The sequence below is a fragment of the Herbaspirillum sp. AP02 genome (genome assembly GCF_015767275.1).
Classification (GTDB): domain Bacteria; phylum Pseudomonadota; class Gammaproteobacteria; order Burkholderiales; family Burkholderiaceae_D; genus Herbaspirillum.
Map to the genome: position 1 here is coordinate 186,482 of NZ_JADWMY010000003.1, position 12,446 is coordinate 198,927.

Here is a 12,446-nt window from a genome sequence, read left to right on the forward strand (position 1 = left end):
AACCACTGCAAGGGAAAAGCATGCAAGAGAACATCGTCGAAAAAAGCGCGGTCGAGCTGCGCCGGCTGATCGGCAGCAAGCAATTGTCGCCGGTGGAATTGCTGGCGGCCTGCATCGCCCGCATCGAGACCATCAATCCGCACATCAATGCCGTGACCGCCACCTGTTTCGAACGCGCCCGGGTCGAAGCACGGGCCGCCGAGCAGGCCGTCATGGACGGCAAGCCGCTGGGCCTGCTGCATGGCCTGCCAATCGGTATCAAGGACCTGGAAGAGACCGCCGGCCTCTTGACCACCTACGGCTCGCCGCTCTATCGCGGCAATGTGCCGGAACGGGACAACGCGCTGGTGGCACGCCTGCGCGCGGCCGGGGCGATCGTCGCCGGCAAGACCAACGTGCCGGAGATGGGGGCCGGTGCCAACAGCCGCAATACGGTGTGGGGTGCCACCGGCAATCCCTTCAACCCGCTGTTGAATGCCGGTGGCTCGTCCGGTGGCTCGGCAGCGGCATTGGCGACCGATCTGTTGCCGCTGTGCTCGGGCTCCGACACCGGTGGCTCGCTGCGCATCCCGGCGGCCAAGTGCGGCGTGGTGGGCTTCCGGCCTTCGCCGGGACTGGTGCCCAGCGAGCGCAAGACCCTGGGCTGGACGCCGATCTCGGTGGTCGGCCCCATGGGGCGGGACGTCGCCGATACCGTGCTGCAGCTGCGCGCCACCGTCGGCCTGCATGCCAGCGATCCGCTGGGCTATGCGGTCAGCGATGCCGAATTCGCGGACCTGCCGGAGATCGACCTGGCGCAACTGCGGATCGGCTATACCGAGGACTTTGGCGTGTGCGAGGTCGATGACGGCATCCGCCAGGTGTTTCGCGACAAGATGGCCGCCATCGCCGGTTTCGTGAAGGTGTGCGAGCCGGTGCAGGTGGACATGGGCGAAGCGCATCGCGCCTTCGACGTGATCCGGGCCGAGGCCTTCGTGGCCGGTTTCGAGGCCGCCTACCGGCGCGATCCGTCCTCGCTGGGGCCCAATACCCGCGCCAATTACGAGATGGGGGCCGCCATGAGCCTGTCGGACTGCGCCTGGGCGCAGGGCGAGCAGACCCGCATCTTCCGGCGCTTCCAGCAGCTCTATGCGCGCTATGACCTGATCCTCTCGCCGACCACGCCGGTCTCGCCCTTCCCGTGGAGCGAGCTGTACCTGAAGGAGGTCAATGGCGTGGCGCTGGAAAATTACTATCGCTGGCTGGCGCTGACCTATGTGGTCACGCTGGCGACCAATCCCTCCATTTCCCTGCCGTGCGGGCGCGACCATCGCGGCATGCCCTTCGGTCTGCAGGTCACCGGGCCGTTCCGTGGCGATGCGCGGCTGCTGGGTTGCGCAGCGGCCCTGGAGCGCGCCTTTGCCGGTGACCAGCGGCTGTGCCGGCCACGTCCCGATCTGGCGCAATTGATGTCGGTGCGGGCGCCCCTGCAATCCATCGTCACCCATCCGCCGCTGCTGGATGCGCAGGCCCAGGCTGCTGCTGCTGCCGGTGGCCCGGCGGTCTGAGCTGGCCAAATCGTTTATATTATTTTCATCAACACTGTCTGATTACCCCATGATGCCGATCCAACGTTTCAATACCAATGCCCGCATGAGCCAACTGGTCATCGCCAATGGCTTCGCCTTCGTTTCCGGCCAGGTGCCGGAGCATGCCGGTGCGCCCATTCCCCAACAGGCCGCCGAGGTGCTGGCCAGGATCGATGCGCAACTGCAGGCGCAGGGCATCGGCCGCGAGCAGATCGTCTCGGCCAATGTGTGGCTATCCAGCCCGGACCATTTCGCGGCCTTCAATGCGGTCTGGGAAGCCTGGGTGCCGGCCGGCCATGCGCCCACGCGGGCCTGCGTGCAGGCCCTGCTGATGCTGCCGGGGCTGGATGTGGAAGTCGCGGTCGTGGCCGCGCTCTGATCGGCTACCGGGAGCATGAGCATGAGCGCAGCAGATCGGGTGGACTACCTCATCATCGGCGCCGGCATTGCCGGTGCCTCCATCGCCTACTGGCTGGCGCCGCATGGCAGCGTGCTGCTGCTGGAGCGCGAGTCCCAGCCGGGCTATCACAGCACCGGCCGCTCGGCTGCGCTCTACATGGAAAGCTATGGCCCACCGCAGGTGCGGGCGCTGACCTGCGCCAGTCGCGCCTTCTTCGATCATCCCCCTGAAGGCTTTGCCGAACACCCCTTGCTCACGCCACGTGGTGCGCTGTTCTATGCCGGTTCGGCCTTGCGGGCCGAGCTGGATGAACACGAAGCGCTGGTGCGTTCGGTCTCGGACAAGGTGCAGCGTCTGGACCGCGAGCAGACCTTGGCGATGGTGCCGGTGCTGCGCGGGGAAGACCTGATCGGCGCGGTCTATGAGGAAGACGCCAGCGACATCGACGTGCATGCCCTGCACCAGGGCTTCCTGCGCGGTGCGCGGGCGGCTGGTGCGCGGCTGCTGTGCCATGCCGAGGTGCAGGCCATCGTGCGCGACGACGCGACGCAGGAGTGGCAGGTCGGTACCTCCCAGGGGCCGTTGCGGGCCGGGGTGGTCATCAATGCTGCCGGTGCCTGGGCCGACCAGATCGGCAGCCTGGCCGGTGCCGCCAGCATCGGTCTGCAACCCTGCCGCCGATCCGCCTTCACCTTTGAGGCGCCGCCTGAGAGCGCTCACTGGCCGATGTTCATGCCGGTCGACCAGGCGTACTACATCAAGCCCGACGCCGGCCTGCTGCTGGGGTCGCCGGCCAATGCCGATCCGGTGCCGCCGCAGGATGTGCAGGCCGAGGAACTGGATATCGCCATCGCCATCGACCATATCCAGAACGGCACTACGCTGGAAATCCGCCGGCCGGCGCATGTCTGGGCCGGCTTGCGTTCCTTTGTCGCCGATGGCAGCTTCGTCGGTGGTTATGATGCCAGGCTGCCGGGCTTCTTCTGGGCGGCCGGGCAGGGCGGTTATGGCATCCAGTCCGCACCCGCTGCCGGCGAAGCCTATGCCGCGCTGGTGCGTGGCCTGCCGATCCCGGAACACATTGCCCGTTACGGCGTACAGGCCGAGGCGCTGAGCCCGGCCCGCCTGCATGGAGGTCAAGGCTGAGGCTGCACCGGGCGATGCAGCCAGCCCTGCGCCTAGCCATCCGCGACCTGGTCGCGACCGCCCTCCTTGGCGCGGTATAGCGCCCGGTCGGCGCCGGCGAAGATATCCCCGATACGGGTCTCCGGACGCGGCACGCAGGTGTATACCCCTGCGCTGATGGTGACCACCCCGTGGGCGTTGCCCTCATGCGGAATCGCCAGCGCCCTTACATTGTCCACCACCTTCTGCGCAATCCTGTGCGCGCCGGCCAGGTCGGTATCGGGCAGCAGGATGGCAAATTCCTCCCCGCCGTAGCGCGCCGCCAGGTCGCCCTGCCGGCGCTGTACCGTCTGCAGCGTGCGGGCGATGTCCTGCAGGCAGTAATCGCCCTGGATGTGGCCATACAGATCGTTGTACTTCTTGAAGTAATCCACATCCAGCATCACCAGTGACAGGGCACTCTTGCTGCGGCTGGCGTTCTGCATCACCAGTTGCAGCTGTTCATCCAGATAGCGCCGGTTGGGAATGCCGGTCATGCCGTCCAGCATGGCCTGGGCGCGCAGGTTCTCGGTGAGCAGCTTGAGGGACAGGTTCTTCTTTTCGATTTCCTCTTCGGCCCGATCACGCATGCGTACCACCCGCACCAGGTAGGCCGTCAGCAGGCCGATGATCATGGCCGCTGCCACGATCACCAGCAACTGCGAGGTCTGTGCGGCGCGCCAGTCGGCCAGCATCTCGTCATGGGCCAGGGCGGCGCTGACGAAGAGCGGATAGTCCGCAACACCCGTGACGTAGTGCAACCGCAGGACGCCGTCCTGCACCGAATTGATCTCGGCCCAGCCGGAAGAACGCTGGCGCGCGTGATCCCGGTAGAGCGGCAGTTCGGCCATGTCCTTGCCGAGGTACTGTTCGCCATAGGGGCGGCGCAGCAGCAGCACGCCGTTGCGGCTGCCCAGCAGCAGCGAACCTTGCGCACCGATGTCCACCTCGTCGAACAGACGCTGGAAATGGCCCAGGCTCACGCCCAGCCGGAATTCTCCGGCCGGCTTGCCCTGGCGCATGCGCGTGCGGGTCAGCGGGATCACCCAGTGACCGGTGATGCGGCTGATCATCGGCGCACCGATCTTCAATCCGCCTTCGGAGGTCGATACCGGTGCGTCGGCGGTGGTGGAGATGGCGGTGGCGGACATATTGCCGCGCGCCGGCCAGCGTTGCAGGGTGCGACCTTGCTCGTCCAGCACCAGCAGGGTGTCCATCTCGGGAAAGAGACGGCTCTGGCGATTGAGCAATTCCTCCACCAGCTTGCGCGCGTCACGCTGATCTAGCTGGTGGTTGTTGTCGAGTGCGGCGATTTCCTGCAGTAGCAGGTCGGCGGCCCGGAAGCTGAGATTGACCTGGGTTGCCAGGCCGGTGGCGATGTTCATGGTGGCGGTCTGGCCGGACTTCAGCGCGGCCTCGCGCCCGGCCATGCTGCCACTGAGGAGGGCATAGCCGAACATGGCGCTGCCCAGGATGGCCAGCACGATGGAGGTGATTCTGACCTTGTTGTTGAGATGTTTGAGGGGCATGGCGATCTCCGCGGTAGCGCTGGTCAATCATGAAAACTTGAAAATCAAATTAATCAAATTAACCATTTGTATTTTAGCGCATCTGTATTTTAATTTCCTTTATTGCAATACTATGTGAACGGAAAAGATCGCCGGGTTTGATGTGCATTAAATGCGCTGTTGTTTTTTGGTGGCGAATGATTCTCGCTATGGGAGCGGGTTTCAAGGGTTTGAGGCAGGCTCTGGATGGTGGAAGATCACCGTTCCTCACCCACTCGATATCATCTTTTCATGAGATGAGAGGGCGCTGAGACAAAAAACCAACGTAAAACGCATTTATATCGAATTTATTAAATAAATCGTTTATAGTCCACCTATTCCGGGCGACAGGTCTACCTCGGATAAGCAGATTCATCGATGTGGGGACGGAAGCATTCATTGGAGGGGGATAACATGAAAATGACGGATATCAGGATCAGCGTTCGACTCGGCGCCTGTTTTGCGGCGCTGATCGTGGTGATGTGCGTGATCGCCGCGGTGGGCATCAAAAACCTGTGGATGGTGAACGCTGCCACCACGGAAATCGTCAGCGATCGCTACGTCAAGGTGGCCCTCGGCGCGCAGATGAGCGACAAGATCAACACCGCGGCACGCAGCTTGCGCAATGCCATCCTGGCGCGCAATCCGGAGGAGGCGAAGAAGTACCTCGACCGGGTCGAGCTCAATACGGCCGAAGTCGGCCAGCACATGGCGCAGATGGACAAGTTGATCAACACGCCGCGTGGCCGCGATTTGTTCGGCGCGTTGCAACAGTCGCGTGACGACTACACCCGCGAGCGCAAGAAGGTCATCGACCTGGTCCAACAACAGAAAAAGGACGAGGCGACGACCCAGCTGTTCGATCATACTGTCCCGGTGCAGGACAAGTATTTCGCCGCGCTCAAAGCCCTGACCGCTTTCCAGGCCGAGCTCATGGACAAGAGCGTGGAACGCGCCAATGCCGCCTCCGCCATGGCGGTCAATATCATGCTGTTGCTCTCGGTGGCTGCCATCGTGCTGTCGGTGCTGTGCGCCGTGCTGATCACCCGTTCCATCACGCGACCGCTCAATCAGGCTGTGGCCGTGGCGACTGCCGTCGCTGCAGGCGACCTGACGGTACAGATCGACAGCACCTCGCGTGACGAAACCGGGGCCTTGCTGTCGTCGCTCAAGACCATGAATGACAATCTGCATCGCATCGTCAGCGAAGTGCGGACCGGTACCAATACCATCAACACAGCATCGGCCGAGATCGCTACCGGCAACCTGGACTTGTCTTCGCGCACCGAGCAGCAGGCGGGTGCCCTGGAAGAAACTGCGTCGGCCATGGAAGAACTGACCTCCACCGTCAAGCAGAATGCCGATAATGCACGGCAGGCCAATACGCTGGCCGAGAGCGCCTCGCAGGTGGCGATCCAGGGCGGCAGCGTGGTGGGCGAAGTGGTGCAGACCATGGGCGAGATCAACGATGCCTCGCGCAAGATCGTGGACATCATCAACGTGATCGATGGCATTGCCTTCCAGACCAATATCCTGGCCTTGAATGCCGCCGTGGAAGCAGCCCGTGCCGGCGAGCAGGGACGCGGCTTTGCGGTGGTGGCCTCGGAGGTGCGGACGCTGGCCCAGCGTAGCGCGGCTGCGGCCAAGGAGATCAAGGGGCTCATTGATGCGTCGGTGGAACGCGTGGAAAACGGCAGTCGTCTGGTAGAGCAGGCCGGTTCGACCATGAGCGAGGTGGTCGCCAGCGTCAAGCGGGTGACCGACGTGGTGGCCGAGATCACCGCGGCCAGTAGCGAGCAGAGTGAAGGCATCGAGCAGATCAACCAGGCCATCGTCCAGATGGATGAAGTGACCCAGCAGAACGCGGCCCTGGTGGAGCAGGCGGCTGCGGCGGCACAATCGCTGCAGGAGCAGTCCGGTCATCTGTGTGAGACCGTCAGCATCTTCAAGTTGAGCAGCGGCGACGTGATGGCTAGTACAGCCGGTGCGTACGCAACTGCGGCTGCGCCGCGCAGCGTGGATATCTTGCCGCGTGCGCCGGTTCTGCCGCGCAAGCCGCAGGCCAAGAGCCCCCCGGTCACGGCCAGGGCCTTGCCGGCCACCGCGGCACCGGCCAGGGTGGCTGCAGCGGCTGAAGGGGAGTGGGAGCAGTTCTGATTCGTGAACGCTACACGCTCTGCAGTGCATCAGCGCGTCCATCGGACGCGCTTATTTTTTTTACGGCAGGGTGATGCCCTTGACCTGGGCCAGGCGCTGGAGGGCTTCTTCCAGCGGCAGTCGGGCGTGTCCGGCGGCCATGCATAGCGCCCGGTGCAGGGCTGCCTCCTCTTCGGATTCGTCTTCGCATTGGCGGCTGTAGCGCTCGAAGCCGGCCAGTGCCGTCAGCAATTCGGCCAGGTGACGCGGACATTCGCACTGCATGCGGTCGGATGCCTCCGAGATATGGGCCAGGTCGCTCTCGCTGAAGCGCGGCAGCGGCACGGCACCTTCTCCCACCGAGGCGGCGGCGATGGCCGGCAGGTCGATCCGCTTGATCTGGTCGCCCAGCCAATCGGCGTCAAGGCCATCCATGGGTTTGCGCAGCAACCGATGACCGGCCTGTTCCAGGCGCGCCACCACCTCCGGCGAGCCGAAGCGGTACAGGATCAGGACCGGCATCTGGATCGGGACGCGCCGCAGGTCGTCCAGACGGCGGTCCAGGTCGGTATCCAGCACCGGGCTCTCCAGCACCAGCATGTCGCCCTCCAGGCCGCGCAGGTCCAGTTGCGGCAGTGACTCGACGGCCGCGGTGATCGTGAAGTGCTGCCGCGCCAGCGCCTCGCTGGCGGCCTTGGTGGAAATCCAGGGGCCGACCACGGCCAGTCGCATCGATGCCGGCACTGTTGCGCCCGGGGTGGCCGGTGACGTCGAGAGCGCCATCCCGGGCGTGGCCGGCAAGCTCAGGGCGAGTGCCTCCAGATCCTGCGGCGACAAGGCGGCCAGCTTGCCGATCCGGTGTCCGGCATCGACCAGGCGCTTGATCCAGCCCAGTCGTTGCAGATCGTCCTGCGAATAAAGCCGCTGCCCCCCGCCACTGTGCTGAGAGGACGTGAGGCCATAGCGATGCTCCCAGGCGCGCAGGGTCTCCACTGACATGCCTAGTTGCCGCGCGACCGCACCGGGCCGCAACAAGGGGAGGTCGGTCAGGTCGTCGGATTGAGGGGCGATATGATCCATTATGTTTTTGGCAATAAAAAATAATTTGAAGAAAGACGGATATTTTTCCGATTTATCCGTTCAAATCCGTTGCGTTTTGAATTTCTTCACAAATGCACCGAAAAAATGCGTATTTGTTTTAGTGATTTTTAGCAGTATGTCACGCATTTGCAGGATTGTGAACGCGAAAAATAAAAAAGCTGGCGGTGCCCACTTTGCGCTGGGCGCCGTCTCTCCAGGAACCTTGTCTGTCTCAACTGAAAAATGAACATGAAACTCTCCGACCTGAAAATCGGCACACGCCTGTATATCGGTTTCGGCATGGTGGCCGCCATCCTGGTGATCCTGGTCAGTGTGGCCTATGCCAACTTTGCGCGCCTGGGGGCAGCCAACGAATTGAATGTGCATACCTACGATGTGCGTGACCAGGTGCAGGGCATGATGGAAAGCCTGATCAACATCGAGACCGGCCAGCGTGGCTTTTCCCTGACCGGTAACGACGCTTCGCTGGAGCCCTACCAGTTGGGTAATGCCCACTTCAAGCAGTATCTGGCCAAGGCCCGTGAGCTGACCGCCGACAATGCGGCCCAGCAGCAGCGCCTGCAGCAGATCAGTGATGCTGAAGCGCGCTGGCTGGCTTCGGCCATCGACCCGGCTGTCGCGCTGCGCCGCGCGGTGCGTGACGGCCGCGAACAGATGGCCGCGGTGGTGGCCTTCGAACAGGCTGGCAAAGGCAAGACCGAGATGGACCGCATGCGGGCCTTGCTGGGTGAGATGGATCGTGCCGAATCGTCCCTGCTGAGTACCCGTGCCGAGGAAGCCGCGAACCTGAAGTCGGTGACCGGCAATACCCTCATCGGTGGCGGCGTCATTTCGGTGGTGCTGGCGATGCTGCTGGCCTGGTGGCTGTCCAACAACATCACTCGCCCGCTGGCCATGGCCGTGCGCCTGGCCCGTCAGGTGGCCGGTGGCGACCTGACGGCACGCATCCAGGTCAGCTCGCGGGATGAAACCGGCGAACTGCTGGCCGCGCTCAAGGACATGAACGCCAGTCTGGTGGGCATCGTCTCCGGCGTGCGCCGGGGTACCGACATGATCGCCACCGCGTCCTCGCAGATCGCCAGCGGCAACCTGGACCTGTCCTCGCGTACCGAGCAGCAGGCCAGTTCGCTGGAGGAAACCGCTTCCTCGATGGAAGAGCTGACCTCCACCGTGCAGCAGAATACGGCCAACGCCCGCGAAGCCAACCGCATGGCGCAGGCTGCCTCGGACATTGCCAGCAGCGGCGGCGGCGTCGTCAGCCGGGTGGTGGAGACGATGGAAGACATCAATGCCTCTTCGCGCAAGATCGTCGACATCATCAGCGTGATCGACGGCATTGCCTTTCAGACCAATATCCTGGCGTTGAATGCAGCGGTGGAAGCGGCCCGTGCCGGCGAGCAAGGCCGTGGTTTTGCCGTGGTGGCCACCGAGGTGCGCAGTCTGGCGCAGCGGTCGGCTGCAGCGGCCAAGGAGATCAAGGCCCTCATCAGCGATTCGGTGGCCAAGGTCGAATCCGGTAGCGTGCTGGTCAACGAGGCCGGCGACACCATGCGCGAGATCGTCGAGAGCGTGCAACGGGTGAGCAACATGATCAGCGAGATCAGCGCGGCCGGCGAAGAGCAGCGCTCCGGTATCGAGCAGGTCAGCCAGGCGGTGGGCCAGATGGATCAGGTGACGCAGCAGAATGCGGCGTTGGTGGAAGAGGCGGCAGCGGCTTCGCAATCGCTGCAACAGCAGGCCCAGGAGCTGGCCCAGGCGGTGAGCGTATTCCGCATCGACGCCGTGCAGGTGCAGCAAGAGTCGGCACCGGTGGCACCGATGGCGGGCAAGGACACGGTCGCGGCCGCGCGCAGCGTGGGTAGCACTGCGGATCGCACTGCGAGCCACACTGCGCTGCGCACCCCGCGTGAACCGCGCCTGAGCGCACCGCTGCCGGGCCGCCGGCTGGCCGGAGGTTCCGATGATTGGGTCACCTTCTGAATCCGCCATGCATGCCGACCTCCTGAGACTGGACAGCGCACTGCGCATGCCATCAGAAAAAGAACAGCGGCGCCTGGCCGTGCTGGACAGCTATTGCCTGCTCGATAGCCAGCCCGACGCGCTGTGCGACCTGGTCACCGACCTGGCCGCACGCCTGTTCCAGACCGAGATTGCGCTGGTCTCGCTGGTGGCGGAGAACCGTCAGTGGTTCAAGTCCCGACATGGGCTGCAGGCGCAGGCCACGCCGCGTTCGCAATCCTTCTGCAGCCACGTCATCGAGCAGGATCAGGTGATGGTGGTGCTGGATGCCTGCCAGGACCCACGCTTCGCGGACAATCCGCTGGTGACCGGTGAGCCAGGTATCCGTTTCTATGCGGGGGCTTCGCTGCAGACCAGGGAGGGGCTGTGCCTGGGGACCCTGTGCGTGATCGGCAAGACGCCGCGCCAGCAGTTCAGCGACGAGGAAGCGGCCACCCTGCAGCGGCTGGCGGCCATCGTGATGGCGCGCCTGGAAATCCTGCGTGACGCCAGCTATGTCGACAGCCTGACATCACTGCCCAATCGCGCCCGGCTGGTGAGCGATCTGCAGGCCCTGCGCAGTGTCGACGGCCGGCTCGACCAGCTCACGGCAGTGGCGGTGGAGGTGTGCGAGCACGTCTATCTGGCCGACATGATCAAGGCGCTCGGCTGGGATTACGTGGAAGGTTTCCTGGTGGAAGCCAAGGAACGTTTGCGCCAGGCACTGGGGGGCATCGCGCTCTATCGCATCGGCACCACCAGCTTTGCCTATCTGGAGCGGCGCGATGTTTGGCAGGCGCAGGCCGAGCAGATCAAGGAGGCTTTCAGCGCGACCGTGGCGCATCAGGGGATTCCGCATCATCTGGACATCTCGGTGGGCATCGTGCCGATGTCGCAGTGCGAGGACGACAATGAGCTGGTGCCTTCGCTGCTGACCGCCATCGACGTGGCCCGTGAATGCGGCAGCCTGCAGTGTCATTACGAACAGCCGCTGGGGCGCATGCAGAAGCACTCCTTCGAACTGCTGTCGGCCATCCCGGGGGCACTGCTGGCCTCGGACGAACTGTGGCTGGAGTTCCAGCCCAAGGTGGCGCTGATGTCGGGTCAGTGCGCCGGGGTGGAAGCGCTGTTGCGCTGGCGCCATCCGGTACATGGAGCGATCTCGCCAGGCCTGTTCATCCCCTTGGCCGAAAAGACCGCCCTGATCCGCCAGGTCACCCTGTGGGTACTGCAGCACGGCATCGAGCAGGCCGCTGCCTGGATGCGCCAGGGCCGTGCCATTGCGGTGGCCATCAACGTGTCGGCGCGCGACTTCGACAACGACGATCTGGTGCAGGCCCTGGCGGCGCAATTGCAGCGGCACCGCCTGCCGGCCGGGCTGATCGAGATCGAGTTCACGGAAAGCGCGATGAGCAAGAATCCGGAAAAGCTCTACGGCAAGATCCAGGAGATCAAGCGGCTGGGGGTGAAGGTGGCCATCGACGATTTCGGTGCCGGCTTCAGCAACCTGAGCTATCTCAAGAACATTCCCGCCGACTACCTCAAGATCGATCAGTCCTTCATCCGCACCATGGAAAGCAATTATTCGGACCAGCAGATCGTACCGTCGATGATCCATCTCGGCCAGAAGCTGGGGTTCGCGGTGGTGGCCGAAGGTCTGGAGACCGAGAAATGCCGGCGCATCCTGCAGCACCTGGGTTGTGAATACGGGCAGGGCTATGGCATCGCCCGTCCCATGTCGGCCGCCGATACCTGGGACTGGATCGCGGCCCGCGGTTGAGGGGGCAGCCGGTGGCCGTCAGCGGGGTCGCCAGATAGGCCGACAGGCCGGCCACCAGCGCTTCGAAGACCTTGCTGCAGCGCGGATGGTGGCGCAGGTCTTCATGCATCACCGCCCAGGTATCGAGCGGCAGGCTGAACTGCTGCGGCAACAGGCAGATGCCGGCACCGGCGCGAATCAGGTTCAACTGTGCCAGGTCGCTGTCGGTGCGCAGGGCGCGATGCGCCGGGTCCAGTTGCGGCCAGCGCTGCACCAGTGCCTGCATGCCCGGGCTCATGCGGTCCGGCCCGGGCCCTTGGCGATGGCATGAAGTACGGCATCGGTTTTGGCTTCACCCACCTGGGCCGGATCGGTCGCATCGGCGCAAAGGCCTGCCTGGCGGACCGGAGCGTGCCGCGCTAACGCCATGGCAGCGCTTGCGGTGAGGATTGGCGAGGAGTATATTGCCGGGCAGAAATATAACGATGGAGATCATCCAGATGCCCCGACCAGCCCCCCTCCTGCTGCTGTTCGTGACCGCCACGGTGCTGACGCTGGGCGCCTGCAGCCGCTCGCCGAAAGAACAACTGGCCTACGAACACGCCGAACTGCAATACCAGATCAACCAGCGCAATGCCGAACGGGCGCGTGGCGGAGAGGAGTCAGCCACGCCGGTGGAAGCCGGCAGCGGGAGTGGCGGCGAGTAAGTGGATTGGCAAGTGGACCCGTAGGCGGACCCTAAGCGGACCCGTGCCAGGGCGCATGAATGCGGG

10 protein-coding genes are annotated in these 12,446 nt (G+C 64.1%); 8 read left to right on the plus strand and 2 right to left on the minus strand.

The window, feature by feature from the left end; genetic code table 11:
- The first annotated feature begins 20 nt into the window (after nt 1-20).
- The 3 genes from I5R65_RS09325 to I5R65_RS09335 are packed head-to-tail and all read left to right on the plus strand — an operon-like array spanning nt 21 to nt 3,114.
- Entirely contained in the window at nt 21-1,547 is a 1,527-nt protein-coding gene (locus tag I5R65_RS09325) for an amidase (RefSeq protein ID WP_180670218.1), read from the plus strand.
- A gap of 49 nt (nt 1,548-1,596) precedes the next feature.
- The gene (locus I5R65_RS09330) at nt 1,597-1,947 is read left to right on the plus strand and encodes a RidA family protein (RefSeq protein WP_180670220.1); all 351 of its coding nucleotides are present in this window, start codon (nt 1,597-1,599) and stop codon (nt 1,945-1,947) included.
- 21 nt (nt 1,948-1,968) lie between these two features.
- Nucleotides 1,969-3,114, plus strand: a complete 1,146-nt coding sequence (locus tag I5R65_RS09335) for an FAD-binding oxidoreductase (RefSeq protein WP_180670222.1) — start codon at nt 1,969-1,971, stop codon at nt 3,112-3,114.
- Nucleotides 3,115-3,146: 32 nt separating this feature from the next.
- Here I5R65_RS09335 and I5R65_RS09340 read toward each other — a convergent pair whose 3' ends face one another.
- Nucleotides 3,147-4,661, minus strand: coding sequence for a diguanylate cyclase (locus I5R65_RS09340; RefSeq protein WP_231395126.1), 1,515 nt, complete (start codon nt 4,659-4,661; stop codon nt 3,147-3,149).
- Nucleotides 4,662-5,093: 432 nt separating this feature from the next.
- Here I5R65_RS09340 and I5R65_RS09345 point away from each other — a divergent pair, with 432 nt between their 5' ends.
- Nucleotides 5,094-6,836, plus strand: coding sequence for a methyl-accepting chemotaxis protein (locus I5R65_RS09345; protein WP_180670224.1), 1,743 nt, complete (start codon nt 5,094-5,096; stop codon nt 6,834-6,836).
- Nucleotides 6,837-6,896: 60 nt separating this feature from the next.
- Here the strand turns inward: I5R65_RS09345 and I5R65_RS09350 are convergent, their stop codons facing one another.
- Entirely contained in the window at nt 6,897-7,895 is a 999-nt protein-coding gene (locus tag I5R65_RS09350; protein ID WP_180670226.1) for a MerR family transcriptional regulator, read from the minus strand.
- A 1-nt stretch (nt 7,896) separates the two neighbouring features.
- On the opposite strand from I5R65_RS09350, the gene I5R65_RS09355 reads away from it, so the two are divergent.
- The 4 genes from I5R65_RS09355 (at nt 7,897) to I5R65_RS09370 (ending at nt 12,380) form a co-directional block, all read left to right on the plus strand.
- Complete coding sequence (locus I5R65_RS09355) at nt 7,897-8,142, plus strand: hypothetical protein (protein WP_180670228.1); 246 nt, start codon at nt 7,897-7,899, stop codon at nt 8,140-8,142.
- Nucleotides 8,143-8,144: 2 nt separating this feature from the next.
- Nucleotides 8,145-9,896 carry a methyl-accepting chemotaxis protein gene (locus I5R65_RS09360; RefSeq protein ID WP_180670230.1) on the plus strand — a complete coding sequence of 584 codons (1,752 nt, stop codon included), beginning with the start codon at nt 8,145-8,147 and terminating at the stop codon, nt 9,894-9,896.
- A gap of 7 nt (nt 9,897-9,903) precedes the next feature.
- Nucleotides 9,904-11,694, plus strand: a complete 1,791-nt coding sequence (locus I5R65_RS09365; RefSeq protein ID WP_180670232.1) for an EAL domain-containing protein — start codon at nt 9,904-9,906, stop codon at nt 11,692-11,694.
- 479 nt (nt 11,695-12,173) lie between these two features.
- Nucleotides 12,174-12,380, plus strand: coding sequence for a hypothetical protein (locus I5R65_RS09370; protein WP_231395127.1), 207 nt, complete (start codon nt 12,174-12,176; stop codon nt 12,378-12,380).
- Nucleotides 12,381-12,446 lie beyond the last annotated feature (66 nt).